The sequence below is a fragment of the Rhodococcus parequi genome, from assembly GCF_046042785.1.
In the GTDB taxonomy this organism is placed as follows: Bacteria; Actinomycetota; Actinomycetes; order Mycobacteriales; family Mycobacteriaceae; genus Prescottella; species Prescottella parequi.
Window position 1 is genome coordinate 66,830 of record NZ_JBDLNV010000010.1, and the last position, 17,812, is coordinate 84,641.

Annotated in this window: 17 protein-coding genes; 8 read left to right on the forward strand and 9 right to left on the reverse strand. The window is 68.1% G+C overall.

All coding sequences use genetic code 11. The features are described 5' to 3' along the window. Window positions 1-5: 5 nt before the first annotated feature. A complete protein-coding gene (locus ABEU20_RS23730) occupies window positions 6-707 on the reverse strand; it encodes a GntR family transcriptional regulator (RefSeq protein WP_420166840.1) in 702 nt (233 codons plus the stop codon). Then, a complete protein-coding gene (locus ABEU20_RS23735) occupies window positions 704-1,234 on the reverse strand; it encodes an HD family phosphohydrolase (protein WP_420166841.1) in 531 nt (176 codons plus the stop codon). The genes ABEU20_RS23730 and ABEU20_RS23735 overlap by 4 nt, the downstream gene beginning before the upstream one ends. A 99-nt stretch (window positions 1,235-1,333) precedes the next feature. Here ABEU20_RS23735 and ABEU20_RS23740 point away from each other — a divergent pair, with 99 nt between their 5' ends. Genes ABEU20_RS23740 through ABEU20_RS23765 form a run of 6 tightly spaced genes read left to right on the forward strand, consistent with a single transcriptional unit; the run spans window position 1,334 to window position 7,147 of the window. Next, complete coding sequence (locus ABEU20_RS23740; protein WP_420166842.1) at window positions 1,334-2,461, forward strand: TIGR03364 family FAD-dependent oxidoreductase; 1,128 nt, start codon at window positions 1,334-1,336, stop codon at window positions 2,459-2,461. A gap of 22 nt (window positions 2,462-2,483) precedes the next feature. After that, entirely contained in the window at window positions 2,484-3,161 is a 678-nt protein-coding gene (locus ABEU20_RS23745; protein ID WP_420166843.1) for a phosphonatase-like hydrolase, read from the forward strand. A gap of 58 nt (window positions 3,162-3,219) precedes the next feature. Further along, complete coding sequence (locus ABEU20_RS23750; RefSeq protein ID WP_420166844.1) at window positions 3,220-4,281, forward strand: 2-aminoethylphosphonate ABC transporter substrate-binding protein; 1,062 nt, start codon at window positions 3,220-3,222, stop codon at window positions 4,279-4,281. Window position 4,282: 1 nt separating this feature from the next. Then, entirely contained in the window at window positions 4,283-5,476 is a 1,194-nt protein-coding gene (locus tag ABEU20_RS23755) for an ABC transporter ATP-binding protein (RefSeq protein WP_420166845.1), read from the forward strand. Next, window positions 5,473-6,375, forward strand: coding sequence for a 2-aminoethylphosphonate ABC transporter permease subunit (locus ABEU20_RS23760; protein WP_420166846.1), 903 nt, complete (start codon window positions 5,473-5,475; stop codon window positions 6,373-6,375). Before ABEU20_RS23755 ends, ABEU20_RS23760 begins: the two co-directional genes overlap by 4 nt. Next, window positions 6,350-7,147 (forward strand): ABC transporter permease, encoded by a 798-nt coding sequence (locus ABEU20_RS23765; protein WP_420166847.1) that lies wholly within the window; start codon window positions 6,350-6,352, stop codon window positions 7,145-7,147. Before ABEU20_RS23760 ends, ABEU20_RS23765 begins: the two co-directional genes overlap by 26 nt. A gap of 134 nt (window positions 7,148-7,281) precedes the next feature. On the opposite strand, the gene ABEU20_RS23770 is transcribed toward ABEU20_RS23765, so the two are convergent. Beyond that, entirely contained in the window at window positions 7,282-8,904 is a 1,623-nt protein-coding gene (locus ABEU20_RS23770; protein WP_420166848.1) for an AMP-binding protein, read from the reverse strand. A gap of 97 nt (window positions 8,905-9,001) precedes the next feature. On the opposite strand from ABEU20_RS23770, the gene ABEU20_RS23775 reads away from it, so the two are divergent. Beyond that, complete coding sequence (locus tag ABEU20_RS23775; RefSeq protein WP_420166849.1) at window positions 9,002-9,874, forward strand: helix-turn-helix transcriptional regulator; 873 nt, start codon at window positions 9,002-9,004, stop codon at window positions 9,872-9,874. Window positions 9,875-9,934: 60 nt separating this feature from the next. Then, window positions 9,935-10,735: a nuclear transport factor 2 family protein gene (locus ABEU20_RS23780; RefSeq protein WP_420166850.1), complete on the forward strand. Its 801-nt coding sequence runs from the start codon at window positions 9,935-9,937 to the stop codon at window positions 10,733-10,735. A 12-nt stretch (window positions 10,736-10,747) separates the two neighbouring features. Here the strand turns inward: ABEU20_RS23780 and ABEU20_RS23785 are convergent, their stop codons facing one another. Genes ABEU20_RS23785 through ABEU20_RS23810 form a run of 6 tightly spaced genes read right to left on the reverse strand, consistent with a single transcriptional unit; the run spans window position 10,748 to window position 17,784 of the window. Continuing rightward, window positions 10,748-11,638, reverse strand: coding sequence for a type II secretion system F family protein (locus tag ABEU20_RS23785; protein ID WP_420166851.1), 891 nt, complete (start codon window positions 11,636-11,638; stop codon window positions 10,748-10,750). Between the two features lie 26 nt (window positions 11,639-11,664). Next, window positions 11,665-13,536 (reverse strand): type II secretion system F family protein, encoded by a 1,872-nt coding sequence (locus ABEU20_RS23790; RefSeq protein WP_420166852.1) that lies wholly within the window; start codon window positions 13,534-13,536, stop codon window positions 11,665-11,667. Next, window positions 13,533-14,930, reverse strand: a complete 1,398-nt coding sequence (locus ABEU20_RS23795; RefSeq protein WP_420166853.1) for a CpaF family protein — start codon at window positions 14,928-14,930, stop codon at window positions 13,533-13,535. Before ABEU20_RS23795 ends, ABEU20_RS23790 begins: the two co-directional genes overlap by 4 nt. After that, complete coding sequence (locus ABEU20_RS23800; RefSeq protein WP_420166854.1) at window positions 14,927-16,126, reverse strand: AAA family ATPase; 1,200 nt, start codon at window positions 16,124-16,126, stop codon at window positions 14,927-14,929. Before ABEU20_RS23800 ends, ABEU20_RS23795 begins: the two co-directional genes overlap by 4 nt. Beyond that, on the reverse strand, window positions 16,123-16,860 hold the full coding sequence (gene cpaB / locus ABEU20_RS23805; protein WP_420166855.1) for a Flp pilus assembly protein CpaB: 738 nt from the start codon (window positions 16,858-16,860) through the stop codon (window positions 16,123-16,125). Before cpaB ends, ABEU20_RS23800 begins: the two co-directional genes overlap by 4 nt. 9 nt (window positions 16,861-16,869) lie before the next feature. After that, window positions 16,870-17,784, reverse strand: a complete 915-nt coding sequence (locus ABEU20_RS23810; RefSeq protein WP_420166856.1) for a pilus assembly protein TadG-related protein — start codon at window positions 17,782-17,784, stop codon at window positions 16,870-16,872. Window positions 17,785-17,812 lie beyond the last annotated feature (28 nt).

Consider the following 17,812-nt stretch of genomic DNA (forward strand, 5'->3'; position numbering starts at 1 on the left):
GCGGCTCAGCGCAGCTCGGTCACGAACGCCATTCGGTCGCCGCGATAGAGCGACCGCACCCGCTCGATCGGCACCCCGTCCACGTCGCGGGACACGCGGTGCAGCTTCAGCATCGGCATCGCCGTGCTCGACTCGACCAGACCGGCCTCGCGCGGAGTGGGCAGCGCGGTCTCGATCCGCTCGGTCGCCGTGGTGAACTCGATCCCCTTCGATCGGATTGCCGCGTACAGCGACGTCTCCGGATCGAACGTGGTCACGAGGTCCGGGAACCGGCGCAGCGGCAGGTAGGTGCTCTCGAGGCCGATCCGTTCGCCGTCGGCCAGCAGCACACGCTCGAGGTGGATGACCGGATCGCCGACCGCGATCTCCAGGATCTCCGCCAGCTTCGCGTGCGAGTCGATCTCCTCCCACCGCACCAGGATTCGTCCCGGTTCCCGGCCCTGGCTGAGCGCACCCTCGGTATACGACCCGAGCGAGAGGGGCTGCACCATCTTCGGGCGGGCGACCACGGTACCTCGTCCCCGCCGCTCCACGCGCCCGGCGACGAGGAGTTCGTGCAGAGCCTGCCTGACCGTCTCCCGGGACACGCCGCAGCGGGCAGCGAGTTCGCGTTCGGCCGGCACCGGGTCGCCCTCGGACAGGTCCGCGAGCAGGTCCTCCACGTGCGTCCGCACGACGTAGTGCTTAGGAAGACTCTCGGCGGTCATCGTGCCACCCGCACGCGGCGCGCGATCTCGAGGACGTCGTCGATCGCGGATGACTGCGCGCCGGGCACTTTCGCGCGGTCGTCGTAGCGTCGTAACCGGACGGCGTCCGGCCACCACGGATGCGTGAGGCGGGCGGCGTCGACAGCAGGGCCGCCCTGGCACCGCAGCGTCGCAACCGATTCCGGGGAGAGTGTCCGGGCATACGACGGGTCGGTGGCCGCGAGATAGCGTTTGGCAGCGACGTGTGCGCCGGCCAGCCAGCCGACCCGCTGCCCGAAACGGGGGGTCAGCCATGTCTGCGCGACGCGGTCGTGCGCCGCGTCGTCGGCGACACCCAGCAGTGGACTGCGCGCGAGGTCGTGCAATGCGGCCGCGAGAACCAGTTCGTCGTCGGCGCCGTCCGCGATCGCGATCGCGGCCGACTGGAGCGCGTGGTCGAGTTCGTCGACCGCCTCGCCGTCGAACACTCCCCGGAGCGAATTCAACAGCGCAGCAGCCTCTTCGAGCACCGCGGAATCGTCGTTCACGCTTGTCAGACTACACAAATTCCGGTCTATACCAATTGTTCATCTGGCGTTTCCCGAACGACCCCCAGTTGGTCTAGACCAATAGTCAGGCTGTGCCCCATGCGAATTGCAATTGTGGGCGGAGGAATCCTCGGCACGGCGCACGCCGACGAGGCCATCCGCCGCGGACACGACGTCGTCCATCTCGAACGCGAACTGGAGGCCCGCGGTGCCACCGTACGCAACTTCGGATTGGTGTGGGTCTCCGGGCGGGCCGAGCACGAACTCGACGCGTCGCTGCGCTCCCGCGAACTGTGGGCCGACCTCGCCCGGCGGGTGCCGGAGATCGGCTTCCGCGCCGCCGGATCGATGACGCTGCTGCGCACCCCGGAGGAGGTCGCGGTCGCCGAGGACATGGCGGCTCGCGACGATGCCGAGGTCCGAGGCTTCAGCCTGCTCGAGCCCGACGACGTTCGCGCCGTCAACCCCGCCCTGCGCGGCAAGTTCCTTGCCGGCCTGCACTGCACCCGCGACGGGGCCGTCGAGTCCCGCACCGCGCTACCCGCGATCCGTCGCCACCTCGCGGCGTCCGGCCGCTACACCTTCCACGCCGGCACCGAGGCCCGCGAGATCACCACCAGCGCAGCGGGTGTGCGGATTCGCGACGACCACGACCGCACGTTCGAGGCGGACCTGGTCATCGTGTGCCCGGGCGCCTCCCTGGGTGGTCTCGCCCGCGACCTGGCCGGCGACCTGCCGCTGCGCCGGGTCCGTCTGCAGATGATGCAGACCGCGCCGCTCGGCGAGGCGCTCACCACGGCGATCGCCGACGGCGACAGCATGCGCTACTACCCGGCCTTCGCAGGATCGGCACTGGACGCCCTGCGCGCCGCCCAACCACAGGAGCCGACCGCGGCCGAGCACCGCATGCAGTTGCTGTGCGTGCAGCGCCTGCACGGCGGGCTCACCATCGGGGACACCCACGAGTACGACGAGCCGTTCGACTTCGACGTCGACGAGGCCCCGTACCGCCATCTGACCAGCGTCGTCGAGGAACTGCTCGGCCGCGATCTGCCGCCGGTCGTCAAGCGCTGGGCCGGCGTCTACAGCCAGTGCCTCGACCCCACCCGACTCGTCCACCGCGCCCAGCCAGCCGACGGCGTGTGGGTGGTTGCCGGTCCCGGCGGCCGCGGGATGACGCTCGGACCTGCCCTCGCCGAACAGACCGCCGATCAGCTGGCCCTGTAACCCCGACATCTCAGGAGAGACCGTGACCACCATCAAGCTCGCCGTCCTCGACATGGCCGGCACCACCGTCGCCGACAACGGCCTCGTGCTCCGCGCGTTCGACGCCGCCGGTGCCGCCGCCGGGCTCACCGCGACGGGCCCCGAGGCCGACGCCGCCCGCCAGTACGTACTCGACACCATGGGCCAGTCCAAGATCGTCGTGTTCCGGGCGCTGTTCGGCGACGAGGACCGCGCTCAGGCCGCCAACCGCGCGTTCGAGTCCGAGTACGACCGGCTGGTCGACGAGGGCGGCGCCACCGCGATTCCCGGAGCGGCGGAGTCGATCACCGCGCTGCGCGACGCCGGCGTCCGGGTGGCGCTGACCACCGGGTTCAGCCGGACCACCCAGGACAAGCTGCTGGCCGCGCTCGGCTGGCAGTCCCTCGCCGACCTGACCCTCTCCCCCGCCGAAGCGGGACGCGGCCGCCCCTTCCCGGACCTGATCCTCACCGCCCTCATGCGCCTCGGCGTCGACGACGTGCGAGACGTTGCCGTCCTGGGCGACACCGCGAACGACATCACCAGCGGCAGGCGCGCCGGCGCGAGCATCGTCGCGGGGGCGCTGACCGGCGCCCACGACGAGCAGCAGTTGCGCGCCGCCGAGCCCACCCATGTCGTGCCGTCGGTCCGCGAGTTCACCGACCTCGTCCTCTCCCACTGAGTTGTTCTCGAGTTCTTCCGTCACCGTTCGAATCCCTCACCCAGACAGGAATTCCCGAATGAGCAGGAACACCAAGCGTTTCCGCGCCGGCATCGCCGCCGTCGCCCTGAGCACCGCGGCCCTCACCCTCACCGCGTGCGGCGGCACCGGCGCGGCGGCCGGCACCGGCGGCGAGACCGTCACCGTCTACAGCGCCGACGGCCTCGCCGGCTGGTACAAGAGCCAGTTCGCCGCCTTCACCGAGGAGACCGGCATCGCCGTCAACCTCGTCGAGGCGGGCTCGGGCGAGGTCGTCTCCCGCGTCGACAAGGAGCAGTCGAACCCGCAGGCCGACGTCGTCGTCACGCTGCCACCGTTCATCCAGAAGGCCGACGCCCAGGGCCTGTTGCAGCCCAGCGGCATCGACACCTCCGCGGTGCCCGCCGACGTCCAGGATCCGGCCGGCAAGTACGTGCCCGTCGTCGACAACTACCTGTCGTTCATCGCGAACCCCGGCGCGAACCCCGCCCCCAGGACGTGGGACGACCTGCTCACCGACCAGTTCAAGGGCAAGCTGCAGTACTCCACCCCCGGCCAGGCCGGCGACGGCACCGCCGTCCTGCTGCTGCTCCAGCACCTGAAGGGGAAGGAGGGCGCCCTCGACTACCTGTCGAAGTTGCAGGCCAACAACGTCGGACCGTCGTCGTCGACGGGCAAGCTGCAGCCCAAGGTCAGCAACGGCGAACTCCTCGTCGCCAACGGCGACGTCCAGATGAACCTCGCGTCGATCGCAGACGACGGTTCGAAGTTCCAGATCTTCTTCCCGGCCGAAGCCGACGGCAAGCGCACCACCATCGCACTGCCGTACGTGATGGGCCTGGCCAAGGGCGCCCCGCACTCCGACGAGGCCAAGAAGCTCATGGAGTTCCTGCTGTCGGAGAAGGCGCAACAGTCGGTCGCCACCGACGCTCGCGGCGTCTCGGTCCGCACCGACGTCCGTCAGGCGGCGGGCGACTCGACCGATCCGTCGACGCCGACCGGCCTGGTGAACGGTGTCGAGGTGTGGACCCCGAACTGGAACGACGTCCTGGCGTCGCTGGACGCCGACGTCGCCGCCTACCAGAAGGCAACCGGTAACTGACATGCCACGATTCGAGCCCGGGCGGTCCCTCCGCACCACGATCGGCACGGCACCCGGCGTCGCGCCGGGTGAGACCGACTCGTCCCTTCCGGCCATCACGTTCGACCGGGTCAACGTCGCGTACGGACACGGACGCGGGGCCACCCGGGCCCTGATCGATTTCAATCTCCGCGTCGCCCGCGGCGAGACCGTCGCCCTCCTCGGCCCCAGCGGCTCCGGTAAGTCCACCGCCCTCAAGGCCCTGGCCGGTTTCGCCCGGCCGGCGTCGGGCACGGTCCGCCTCGGCGGCCGGGACGTGACCGAGCTGCCGCCGGCCAGACGCGGGATCGGCGTGGTCGTGCAGTCGTACGCGCTCTTCCCGCACATGCGGGTCGCCGAGAACGTCGCCTTCGGTCTCCGTGCACAGCGGGTTCCGCGCACCGAGATCGCGGGACGCGTGTCCGACGCGCTCGCGATGGTGGGAATGTCCGCGTACGGCAAGCGCTTTCCGCGCGAGCTGTCGGGTGGCCAGCAGCAGCGCGTGGCGATCGCCCGCGCGCTGGCGATCCGCCCCAAGGTGCTGCTGCTCGACGAGCCGCTCGCAGCCCTGGACGCGCAGCTGCGCCAGAACATGCTCAGCGAACTGCAGGAACTGCGCGCCGCGCTGCCCGACACCGCGATGCTGTACGTCACGCACGACCAGTCGGAGGCCCTCGCGCTCGCCGACCGGATCGCGGTGATGCGCGACGCCCGACTGGTGGACGTGGACACCACCGAGAACCTGTGGAAGCGGCCACCGAGCAGCTTCACCGCCGCATTCCTCGGCGGCGCAAACCTGCTGCCGTGCACGGTGACCCGCGTGATCGGGACGTCGGCGCTGGTGTCGGTGGGCGGCACCCCCGTCACCGCGCACGCCCCGCAGCCCGAGATCGGACGCACCGAGTGGGAGTCCGACGCCGGCGCCCTGCTGTGCCTGCGCCCACACGCGATCACGCTCACCTCCCCGGCGGAGCGGGGCGCGTTGCCCGCGCGCATCGTCACCAGTGTGTGGCGAGGGGCGTCGACCCGCGTGACCATCGCGTTGCCGAGCCTGCCGGAGAAGCCGATCGACGTCGACGTTCCCGGCCACGACGAGCGGCCCGTCGGCACCGAGGTCGGCATGCGGTTCCCCGAACGCGGCGCGGTGCTGGTGCCGGTTCCGAGGGCAGCGTCGTGACCGCGGTTCTCGAGGCACCCGCCGCCGATCTGCCGGTGCGCCGTCAGCCGTCCCGCTGGCGCTCCGGACTGTGGGTGCTACCCCCACTGCTGCTCGTGGTCGGCTTCGCGGTGTACCCGATGGCGCGGGTCCTGGCCGAGTCGACGGTCACCGACACCGGCCGCGGCTGGTCGACGTGGACCGAGGTCCTGGGATCGGCGTCGTTCCGGAACGCGTTGTGGCGCACCGTCCAGGTCGCCCTCGCCTCCACGCTCGGATGTCTCGTCCTCGGTACCTTCCTGGCCCTCGTGCTCGCGTTCGTGCCGTTCCCGGGATCGAAGGTGGTGGGACGGCTGATCGACACGATCCTGTCGCTCCCCTCGTTCCTCGTGACGCTCGCGTTCACGTTCCTGTACGGCACCGCCGGTGCGGTCAACGCACTCATCACGCGGATCACCGGCGCCGAGCAGGGGCCGCTGAACTTCCTCAACACCCCGCTCGGCGTCATCGCCGCCGAGATCACGTTCTTCGCCCCGTTCGTGGTGCGCCCACTACTGGCCGCGTTCTCCCAGATCCCCCGCGACCAGCTCGACGTCGCCGCGAGCCTGGGCGCGTCGCCGCTGCTGGTGCTGCGCCAGGTGGTGCTGCCCGAGGCGTGGCCGGCGATGATGGCCGGCGGCTCACTCGTTCTGCTGTTGACCCTCAACGAGTTCGGCATCGTGCTGTTCACCGGCGCCAAGGACGTCATGACACTGCCGGTGCTGATCTACACGCACGGCATCGTCACGTTCGACCTGCCCGGTGCGGCCGTGATCGCGACCGTCCAGGTGGCGCTGTCGCTCGCCCTGTACGGCGGCTACCGATTCCTGTTCGCCCGACTGATGGGAGGCAGCCGTGCTGCTGTGGACCCGACGCGCTAGGTATCTGACGCTCACGTTCTTCGCCGCGGTGGTCGCGATCGTGTTCGTCGCGCCGATCGCCACGGTGATCGCGGCCGCGCTCGCGGGAGCCTGGAACGGGCCACTGCCGTCGGATCTCGGGACGAAGAACCTGTCGGCGGCGCTGTCCGACGACAACCTGGCCAGCATGATCGTCAGCCTGCAGACCGCGATCATCGCCGGCGGCCTGGCGCTGATCCTCGGGACCTGGGCGGCGCTGGCCGCGCGGGAGGCACCGGCGTGGCTGCGGAAGGTCACCGACGCGGTCTTCCACCTGCCCGTCGCGCTGCCGTCGGTGGCGATCGGCCTGGGACTGCTCATCGCGTTCAACGAGCGGCCGCTGCTGCTCGGCGGCACCAAGTGGATCGTGATCCTCGCGCACGCGGTCCTGGTGCTGGCCTTCGCGTTCAGCTCGGTGTCCGCGGCGCTCGATCGTCTCGACCCCGCCTACCGCCAGGCCGCCGAATCACTCGGCGCCGGCCCGGTCCGGGTGCTGCTGCGGATCACGCTGCCGCTGCTGGTGCCCGCCCTCGGCGCCGCCGCCGGACTCTCCGTCGCGCTGTCGATGGGCGAGCTCGGTGCCACGATCATGGTGTACCCCGCGACATGGAAGACGTTGCCGGTGGCCATCTTCGGGCTCACCGACCGCGGGCAGGTGTTCCAGGCGGCCGCGAACACCACCCTGCTTCTGCTCGTCACCCTCGTCGCACTGCTCGTGCTCGGGCGCATCCGCGGCCGGGGCGCAGCCCGCTGAGCTCGATCCTGGACTGAGCGCCCGCCCCCTCCCGCACCCCCACCCCCGCGTTTTGCGCACTTGTCGCGGTTCTCTAGGCCGAGAATCCGCGACAAGTGCGCAAAACGCGAGAGGGAAGGGGCGGGGCGTCCGGGTCAGGAACCCTGACGCAGGATGTACCGCTGGACCTTACCGCTGGGGGTCTTCGGCAGGTGCGGCACGAAGTGCACCGTGCGGGGGTAGGCGTGGGCGGCGAACTTCTTCTTCACCAACTGCTGCAGGTCCTTCTCCAACTCGTCGCCACCCTCGACACCCGACCGCAGCACCACGAACGCCTCGAGCACCTCGCCGCGCAACTGGTCGGGCATGCCGACGACGGCCGCCTCGACGACGTCGTCGTGCATCACCAGCACGCTCTCGACGTCGAACGGGCCGATGCGGTAGCCGGCCATGATGATCACGTCGTCGTCGCGGGACGAGAAGAAGAACCGGCCCTGCTCGTCCGTCTGGCCGGCGTCGCCGGTGATGTACCAGCGACCGTCGTCGGTGAAGCGGGCGGCAGTCTTCTCGGGGGCGTCGCTGTAGCCGGTGAACCACATGAGCGGGCTGTTCCGCGTGTCGATGGCGACCCGGCCGGGGGTGTTCGGCGGGGCGATCTCGTCGGCGTCGTCGGCGAGGACCGCGCAGCTCCAGCCGGGCAGCGGACGGCCCATCGAGCCGGGGACCACATCCTCGCGCAGCCCGTCGGCCCACGCGTTGATGATGAACATGCCGTGCTCGGTCTGCCCGTACTGGTCGCGGACCGTCACGCCCAGCTCGGTCTCGGACCACGCGATGACGTCGGGCGTGAGCGGCTCGCCGGCCGACGACGCCCGGCGCAGCGTCACCGACGCCGGGACGGGGGTCTCGTCCGCCCGCAGGCTGCGGTACACGGTGGGGGCGGCAGCGAAGTTGGTGACACCGAAACGCTCCATCACCTGCCAGGTCAGCGGCGCCGAGAATCCCGCGTGCAGCAGGATGCTGCGGATGCCGGACGCCATCGGGCCGAGCAGTGCGTAGTACAGCCCGTACGCCCAGCCCGGGTCGGCGGCGTTCCAGAACACGTCGTCCTCGCGGACGTCGAGACCCCACTCGATGTACGACCGGAACGCGGCGAGCGCGCGGATCGGCACCGGAACGCCCTTGGGGGTGCCGGTGGTGCCGCTGGTGAACAGACGCACGATCGGGGCGTCGCCGCCCAGCGCCACCGCCGCACCCCGCGGGTCGTCGGCGGAATGCTGTGCGAGCAGGTCGGCGAACCGCAGGACGCCGTCGCCCTCACCCGCGACCACGACCTGCCACGACGGATTCGCCGGCATGTCCTCGCCCGGGGCGAGCTTGTCGAGCTGGTTCTCGTCGGAGATCACGACCTTGGCGCCGCTGGCCTCGAGCCGGAACGCGATCGCGGGCGTCGCGAACGCGGTGAAGAGCGGGACGTGCACGGCGCCACGGCGCCAGATGCCCAGCAGCGCGACGACGAGGTCGGCGGACTTGCCCATCAGCGTCGCGACACAGTCGCCGGGTTCGACGCCGAGGTCGGCGAGAGCAGCCGCGAAGCGGGTGGACTGCTCCCGCAGCCAGCCGTACGTCAGGTCCGTCGACGACAGATCGGATTCGACGACGGTGAACGCCACCGCGTCCGCCGGGTGCCGGTCGCACAACAGTTCCGCAGCGCACGCCTGCGGTGTGTCGTACAGCGCCAAGAGTTCGCGCACACGGGCGGTGGTGTCGACGGTCATGATCACTCCTCGTCGTCGGGGCCCAGCTCACCATCGGGCCTTCGTTGCTCCTATGATGCGTGTCACAGGATTGACCGGCTACCCCCGGAAAGGGGTGATGAGGGTGCCCACCCACACCTCGTCCCTGCTGCGTCCGCGTGACCGCGACGCACTGCGCACCGAGCTGCGGAAAGTGGCCGCGACCAGCATCGTTCCGGTCGTGTTCGGCGGCGAGGTCCACGACGGCACCCTGCATCTCGACGAGTTCGTCGGCACCTACACCGACGGCCTGCGTGGGTTGGCAGTGTCGGAGAGTTCGGGCCTCGGCGGGCACGTCGTCGCGCGCCGCAATCCCGCGGCCGTGCACGACTACGGCCGCGCCCGCACCATCACCCACCACTACGACGGTCCGGTCCTGGCGGAGGGCCTGTGCTCGGTGCTCGCGGTCCCGGTCGTCGTCCGCGGGAACTCCCGCGCCGTGATGTACGCCGCGATCCGCGAACGTGTCCGGTTGGGCGATCGGATCGCGGACGTCATGATGCAGGCCGGCCGCCGCCTGGCGAACGAGATCGCGATCCGCGACGAGGTGGACCGCCGGGTCGAGCTGCTCGACGCCGCCGCGGCCGAGGCCCCGGCGCCGGGCGGGGCCGACGCCGAGCAGATCCGCGATGTGCACGCAGAACTTCGGAGCCTCGCGCAGACCGTCGACGATCCGGCCCTCCAGGAACAGTTGCGAGCTCTGTCCGATCGTCTCGCCGGCGTCGGGGCCGACGGCACAGATCGCCCCGCCCCGTCGGTGGCGCTGTCGCCACGCGAGGTGGATGTGCTGAGCCACGCGGCACTCGGCTGCTCGAATGTGGTTATCGCCGAACGTCTGTCGGTCAAGCCGGAAACTGTCAAGAGCTACCTGCGCAGCGCCATGAGCAAACTCGATGCCCATTCGCGCCGCGAGGCCGTCGTCTCGGCGCGGCGGCTGGGGTTGCTGCCGTAGCCGAGACATTCGCCGCGAACTTCTGGAACACGTTCCACCCGCTGTGCCATACTCGCGGCCATGTCAGCGACACCGATCGAGACGACCACGATCACCCGCACCACCACCGCGCAGGAGCTGCTCGATCTGGCGCGCCAGTCCCCCGCCGCCGTCGCGGCGCACGACAAGACTGCCTGGCTGGAGCTGTTCGCGGACCGTCACGTCGTCGAGGATCCGGTCGGCGGTCGACCCGTCCTGGGCGGACTCTACGACCGGCGCAGCCACGTCCGCGGCGGCGATCCTCTCGCCCGGTTCTGGGACACGTTCATCGCGCCGAACGACATCCGGTTCCACGTCGAGAACGAGGACATCGTCAACGGACTCGACGTGATCCGCGACGTCACCATCGAGACCCGACTCGGCGGCGGTGTGGTGGCGAAGGCGCCGATGCACCTGGTGTACGAGACCACGCTCGACGAGGGTGCGCCCCGCATCCGACGGATCGCCGCGCATTGGGAAGTCGCACCGATGTTCGCTCAGGTAGCCGGCGTCGATCGCGCGAAACTCGCTGTCGCAGCGGGTATGAGCGCCCGCATGCTGCGACTGCAGGGGCTCGGCGGTTCGCTCGTGTTCGGGCTCGCGGTCCGCAGCGTCGGCGAACGCGGCAAGCGGTCGGTCCGACATCTGGTCGCCGACGCCCGGCGCGGCGACACTGCTGCGCTCGCGCTGCTCGGCGGACAGGTGGTCGACAACGTCACCAAGGTCATCGCGGCCGGCGACACCGTTACCTCGACCTGCACGGTCGACGGCGAGCATGCGGTGCTGTTCTGCTACCTGAATCGGAAGACGATGCAGGTGGTGAAGGCGGTCGTCCATCGATAGCGACAGTCTTCGCTACATGCCGCCCAGCACATCCATCATGTTGATCACCGCCGGGCCCAGGATGACGATGAAGATGGTGGGCAGAATGCAGGTCATCAGCGGGAAGAGCACCTTCACCGGCACCTTCATCGCCTTCTCCTCTGCGCTCTGACGGCGCTTGAGTCGCATTTCCGAAGCCTGGGTGCGTAGGACGTCGGCAATCGCGACGCCGTACTCGTCGGCTTGGATGACGGCTCGAAGGAATCTTCGCAGGTTCGGCGCTTTCGTTCTGGCCGCGAGGTCCAGGTACGCGAGGCGTCTCGACTGCCCCATCTGAATGTCTTGCAAGGTCCGGATGAATTCGTCGGCCAACGGACCCTTGCCGTTCTTGGCCGCACGCTGCATGGCCGATTCGAATCCGAGTCCCGCTTCCACTGCGATGGTCATCTGATCGAGAGTGTCCGCGAGTGCGAGTTCGATGGCCGCCTGACGTTCCTGACCGCGGCTGTGCAGGAGTAGTTCGGGAACGAAGTACGCCAGTGTGACTGCGGCGACCGCAAAAAGGATCCTTCCGACGCTCGGTGACGAACTCACGCCGACGAGCGCCAGCAAGCCGACACCCGCCGCGAGGACGAGCTTCATCATCGCGGCACGCTCGGGAGCCCACATCGCCGGGCGACCGGCAAGAACATGCAGGCGTTCCAGCCTCGTCATCGTCCCTGGCGGGGACAGCACCTTGACGAAGCGTGCTGGCGAGATCGGCGGTGCGTTACCCGCCCCGGGGCTCGGCAATGCCAGCTGCGACTGCAGATTCTGCAAGGCCGGTCCCCGCTCCGGGTCCCGGGCGCCGAGCATCAACCACACCAGCATGCCCAACGCCGCGCCCACCGACAGAGCGGCCACGAGCACCAGTGGTGGAATCACGAACACCTCCCAAAGACAGAGCCGCACTAGAACTTGACCGAGACAACCTTGTTCATCCACAGTCCACCGACGGTCAGCATGACGAGACCCACGCCGATCATCACGTAACCGACGACGTTGTCGGTCAGCCTCGACAGGTACTCAGGGTTCGAGACCATCAGGAACGCCGTGAGCCCGAAAGGCAGTGCCATCAGCACGTACGCCGACATCTTTCCCTCTGCAGCAAGGGCTTTCACTTGACGGCGTATCTGATTCCGTTCGCGGATGGTGTGACCTACCTGGTCGAGGACTTCGGCAAGGTCTCCCCCGACCTCGCGGTTGATCGCGATCGCCTGGGCGATCCAGTTGAAGTCCTCGCTCTGCATGCGCCGGGCGACGTCGTCGAGAGAGTCTCCGAGATCACGTCCCACGCGCGTCTCGTTGACGATTCGAGCGAACTCCTCCGACGTGGGACTCTCTGCTTCCCTCGACACTGCATCGAGTGCGCGCAGCATGCTGTGGCCGGCCCGCAGGTTGCTGGCGAGCAGCTGCAACGAATCGTCGAGCTGATCGGCGAAGGCAGCTCGGCGGCGGCCGGCCATCACCCGGAGATAGACGTTCGACAATCCGACCGTGACTCCCGCAAGCAAGAGTGCCAACAGGACTCCCGACACGAGTAGGCCTAATGCGGCCGCTGTCACCACAGCGGCACCGACCAGCGCAATGTAGTCACCTGGACGAAACTTCAGACCCGCCTCGTGGAGTGCCTCGGTCCGAGCTGCGATGCGCCCGCGTCGCCGCAGGTTCTGGTCGATCCACTGCACCAACCGCTCCGCGAAGCGGGACAGAACCGAGTCTTGATTCTCCTGCCGCCCGCGACGCTCCGCCGAGATCCTCGCGGGCGCCTTGCCCACCAGGGCCAGTGCGCCGCCCGCGAGTGCCAGATAGCAGGCCAGCAGGCCGATCACCATACCGGTCGAGGACGCGAAGAACCCGTGAGCTGTAGACGTCTGGGCGGGTAGTACCGACGCCGACGCCGGCAGCGTCACCGGGAACGGATCACTCACCCGGTGCGCAGTGCCGATGCGCACACTCACCACCACCTGGGTTTCACCGCCCGATTCCGAGTCATACCGGACGACATAGAGATTCCCCAGCGCGCGGGCCGCCGACTGGTAGATCGCACCGAGTGCCGCGGTGTCCTCCGCGGTGGCGTGCTGGCCTCGCGATTCGCGGGTGATCTGCTGCAACATCGCCGCATTGGTCTCCGGCGTAGACATCTGCACGGTGTACAGCGATGCGCGTGCTCGGCTCAGGACGCTCGGTATCTCCGACATCGGGTGGACACTCGACGTGTCGGCGCCATCCGTCAACAACAGCAGAATATTGTTCGGTGCCTCCCCCTTGTCGAGCATCTCGGCAGCCACGACCACCGAATCGGCGATCGCGCTGTTGCCCCCCGCTTTCAGTCCGTCGATCTTGCGAAGCAGGTCGTCTGTGTCCGATGTCATCTCCGAAACCACCTGCGGTGTCGAAGAAATAGCGACGACACCGATGTGCGCCCCGGTCGGCGCCTGCCGCACGAACTCCGATGCGGCCCGCTTGACGTCGTCGAGCGCCGGTCCGGACATCCCACCGGAGACATCGATCGCGAGGACGATGTCCTGCTCGGATCCGGGCTGCTGTCGGACCTCGATCTCCCGCGGCACGCCACCCTCGGTGAGCGCGAAGGTACCCGGTTCGACGGGCTGCCCAGCGAGACCGGGCGGCGCCAAGATGGAGACCTCGACGTCAGGCAGCTGAGTAGCATCGACGGCTGCAACCTGGACGGCATCCGGGTCGGCGACATCGGCACCGGCCGGAACTCCCGACACACCCACTCCGAGGGCGAGCACAACGGCCACCACGAACCGTCTCATGCCCGCCCCCGGAGGGGCTCTCCCACCCCGAACACACTCGGCGACAGTGCAATACCGAGATCTCGGAACTTGTCGGTGAACCGCGGCCGCACACCCGTCGGCTGCGGCTTGCCGAGGAATCGCCCGCGTGCGTCGACGCCGGCGCTGTAGTCGAACAAGAAGGCATCCTGCAGGGTCACGATCTCCCCCTCCATACCCTGCACCTCGGTCACGTGAGTGACTCGACGCGTACCGTCCCGGAGGCGAGTGAGCTGGACGATCACGTCGACCGCCGAAGCAATCTGCTCCCGGATCGCCCGCAGCGGCAGGTCCATGCCGGCCATCAGGACGAGCGTCTCCAGCCGCGCAATCGCGTCCCGGGGCGAGTTCGCATGCACCGTCGACAGTGAGCCGTCATGGCCGGTGTTCATGGCCTGCAGCATGTCCAGGCTCTCGCCACCGCGACACTCACCGACCACGATTCGATCCGGACGCATACGCAGTGAGTTGCGCACCAGGTCACGAATCGTCACCGCACCCTTTCCTTCGATGTTGGGCGGACGGCTCTCGAGACGCACCACGTGGTCCTGCTGGAGTTGGAGCTCGACGGCGTCCTCGATCGTGACGATCCGTTCGCCCTCCGGGATAAACGACGACAGCACGTTCAGCAGCGTGGTCTTGCCGGTACCGGTGCCACCCGAGACGATCACGTTCAGCCGCGCCTGCACACACGCATCCAGCAGCTCGGCCATCTCCGGCGACAGGGTTCCGAAGGCGATGAGATCGTTCACCTGGAACGGGTCCTTGGAGAACTTGCGGATCGTGAGCGAAGAGCCGTTGAACGCGAGGGGCGGGATCACGGCGTTGACGCGCGAACCGTCCGCCAGCCGCGCGTCGACCAGCGGCGAGGATTCGTCGATGCGGCGGCCGACCGCGGAAACGATCCGCTCGATCACCCGACGCAGGTGTGCCTCGTCTGCGAACCTGGCAGAGCTGCGGGTGAGTGTCCCGTCACGTTCTACATAGACCATGTCGTGACTGTTGACCATGATCTCCGTGACAGACGGGTCTTCGAGTAGGCGCTGGAGCGGTCCGTGGCCGAGTACCTCGTCGCCGACCTCACGCAGCAGTCGCTGCCGCTCGTCGGAGGTGAGCGGCGTCGCCTCCTGCTCGACGATCATGCCCAGTTCCTCACGCACCAGGGTATGGAGCTGCTCCTCACTCAGCGACGAATCGTTGAAGCGCGTGCCGATGCGGGCGTACAGGGCCGCGGAGGCGCGATCCTTCAGTTCGGCCAGCGCATCGGCCGGCGGCGGTGCACTCCTGGCCCTCGCCGGCTTTCCGGCCGGTACGGGTGCGGCGACATCACCCGGATCGGTGCCGCGTGCGGCCTCCAGCCGTTGAGACAGTCTCACTTCGCGCCCACCGCCTCCGCAGCACGATGACGCGCGCGCTTGCCGTTGGCCGGCTCCGGCGCCGGATCGATGCGGCCGACCAGCCGCCACAGTTCCTTTGCGGTGCGGTCCCTACCCGGGTTCTGAAGTAGCGGAACGCCCCGGTTCGTCGACAAGGCAACTGCTTTCGACCGCTTGAGCACGATATCGGCAGGTATCCCGATCGTGTTCTGGATGTCCTGAACGGTGAGCCCCTCGCGTCGATCCGCAAAGTTGAGCACAACGTGCCGCGCGACCGGAGCCAAATTCAGCTCCGTCAGCAGCTGAAGTTCCTTGTGCATTCCGCGCACGCTGGGCACGTCCATCCCCGACACCAACACTATGTCGGTGGCGAGATCGAGCGCCGCCAAGGTGTGTTCGAGCAGACCGGGCGCGGTGTCGACGATCACGTATCGGAATTCGGCCGCCAACTGTGTCAGTAGTGTGGTCACCTGCTCGCCGGTGATGCTGTCCCCTGCCGCAGGCGAATCCGATCCGCACAGGGCGTGCAGTCCGGTCGAGTGGGGCGTCAGAACGGTCTTGAGGACGATCATGTCCTGACTGGCAGCGCCCGAGACCGCGTCGGTCAAGCAGTGTTCCGGAACCAACTGGAGTGCGCTCGCGACGTCACCGAACTGAACATCGAGGTCTACCAAGACCGTCGAGTGGGGTGCTGCCGCCGCGAGCCCGACAGCCAGGTTGGTCGCAACAGTTGTCTTTCCCGTCCCGCCCTTCGGCGACGCAACCACGATGACCTTTCCCTGAACCGCGTGCTGCTCCGACGGCGTGCTCGCACCCTGACGTCGCGCCAGCGCGGCCTGTCCCGCTCGATCGAGTACCGCCCGAACGTCCGAGATCTCCGCCTCCGGCGACATCACGTCCCGCACGCCCGCGCGCATCGCCCTCAGCCAGACGTCGGTGCCGGCATCGCTGGCCAGTACGACAGTCGTACCAGGCGTCGAATGATCGATCCGCCCGGCCAGCGAAAGGCCCTCAACGTCGGGCACGTCCGGGCCCAGGATGAGCACTTCGGGCTGAACGGTCACACCGAGCGCGACCAGCTGCGCCGGACCGCGAGGAACCGGTTGCGCCGGCAGGACCCGCAGGTTGCCATCCGCGGCGTGATAGACACGGCGAGCGAAATCGTCGCGGTCGGTCAACAAGACGATGCGGCTCATCGGAACACTCCTTCCGGGGAGACCACGGAGGCCCCTGCCTCGTTCGAACTGAGCGGCTCATTGGAAAGCCAGATGGTCCCGTGCTCCGCCGCGAACACAACGCGCTCCGCCATCGGAACGTCGACCGCCAGGGATACGAGGAAGGCCTCCTTCGGGGCAGGACTCGGTGCCGCATCAACTGCGTTCGAATCTCCCTCCTCTGCCTTGGAGAACGTTCCCTGGACCCGCGTTACTCGAACCTTGTGCAACCGCAGATTCGTCTCGTAGTTCTTCACGGGCGGCGAGAAGGACATGAAGACGCCCACGGTATCGCCTGGCGCGATGTGCCCGCCCAACGCGCGTTGCGGTTCGAGAAGGACCGTCACCTCCTGCATCCCCTCGGGGATCCCGCCCTGGTCCTGACTTCGGGCAGTCGCCGGGTCGGCAAAACGTGCCGACACCAATTGTTCGCCCGGCAGCAGATCGGTGAGCGCGACCTTGCCGGACAGTTGGTCGAGACTGGTCACCCGCTCGGGTAGCACCGCCATCTCCGGAAGTTTCTTGACCGCAACCAGTCCCACGAGAGACGTCGCGGGAGTGTTCCTGGGAATCGTCTCGGTCGCAACGAGCACGTCCACGGTACGCGTACCTTCGAGCGCGCGAGCATCAGCTCCGCGCACGTACGAGATCAGGGCGAGCGTCCCGACGACGGCGAGCACGACCGCACAGATCGCAGCAATGATTCGGGTTCTCAAAGAGGGCTCCTAATCGAGCAAGCTGATCGTACTCACGCCGAAATCGATCCCTCCCGGCGTCAGATCCGCATCGAGACTGACTATCTTCACAAAGGTGCCGATGATGCCCCGACAGCTGCCGGTGCAGCTCAGCGAACCATGAACATCGTTGTTCCAGTTGAACTCCGGATTCCCGCTCAGCCGGTAACCCTGAATCTTGAACGCTGCCAGACCGACGACGTGAAACCAGCCGCCACTTCCGGTTCCACCTGCGATGTCGTAAATCGGTACCCGGACAACAGCATTCTGAAACTGCTTGATCGTGTCCTTGCACGGACCTGGAATGTTGTTGCCGGTGTCTCCCGGGGTCGCGTACACCGCCGGGTCGATCTTTGCCGGGCAGCGACCGTTGGAGCCCTGCAACCAACCGAAGTTGCCGGGTGCCGCATTTCCCGAGGTTCCGTTGCAGCGTGGAGCCGTGACGTTGTAGGCAACGAGAATCTTCACGTCCAGACTTCGCGATTCATCGAAATGGCACTTGTGAAACGTGAGTGGCAGTTCAGCTGTCCCACCCAGGGGAAACACGCAGCTCGCCGTCGCAGACGCCGAGATCTCGCTCCGGTCGAATCCGAGGACGGGAGCGAAGACGTTCCGCCGACCGGTCAGCCCGTCATCTCCCACCGCCGATGCAGTGACGGTGACCTTTCGCTTCACGCCATCGATCAGGGCTGCGCTGGCGGCCGACGAACTGTTGACGTTCGCTTGGACCAAGCTCGTCACCGTAGTCGTCGAAGACGTTGCCTTACAGCCTGATTCCTGAGCAACAGCAAGCGCGGCCGCGTCGGCCCCGTTCTGCAGCTGACGCTTGACGACATAGTTTGCACCGATGTCGATCGAGATGGCAGCACAGCCCAGGAGTACGACCATGAGGATCGCGACGAGCACTGCGACCACCCCGCGCTCGTCACGGGAC

Excerpts from the sequence above, each read along its gene's own strand:
- ABEU20_RS23800 (WP_420166854.1), bottom strand. The coding sequence starts at position 16,126 with ATGAGCCGCATCGTCTTGTTGACCGACCGCGACGATTTCGCTCGCCGT.
- ABEU20_RS23730 (WP_420166840.1), bottom strand. The coding sequence starts at position 707 with ATGACCGCCGAGAGTCTTCCTAAGCACTACGTCGTGCGGACGCACGTG.
- ABEU20_RS23775 (WP_420166849.1), top strand. The coding sequence starts at position 9,002 with ATGAGGGTGCCCACCCACACCTCGTCCCTGCTGCGTCCGCGTGACCGC.
- ABEU20_RS23790 (WP_420166852.1), bottom strand. The coding sequence starts at position 13,536 with ATGAGACGGTTCGTGGTGGCCGTTGTGCTCGCCCTCGGAGTGGGTGTG.
- ABEU20_RS23750 (WP_420166844.1), top strand. The coding sequence starts at position 3,220 with ATGAGCAGGAACACCAAGCGTTTCCGCGCCGGCATCGCCGCCGTCGCC.
- ABEU20_RS23740 (WP_420166842.1), top strand. The coding sequence starts at position 1,334 with ATGCGAATTGCAATTGTGGGCGGAGGAATCCTCGGCACGGCGCACGCC.
- ABEU20_RS23780 (WP_420166850.1), top strand. The coding sequence starts at position 9,935 with ATGTCAGCGACACCGATCGAGACGACCACGATCACCCGCACCACCACC.
- ABEU20_RS23770 (WP_420166848.1), bottom strand. The coding sequence starts at position 8,904 with ATGACCGTCGACACCACCGCCCGTGTGCGCGAACTCTTGGCGCTGTAC.
- ABEU20_RS23755 (WP_420166845.1), top strand. The coding sequence starts at position 4,283 with ATGCCACGATTCGAGCCCGGGCGGTCCCTCCGCACCACGATCGGCACG.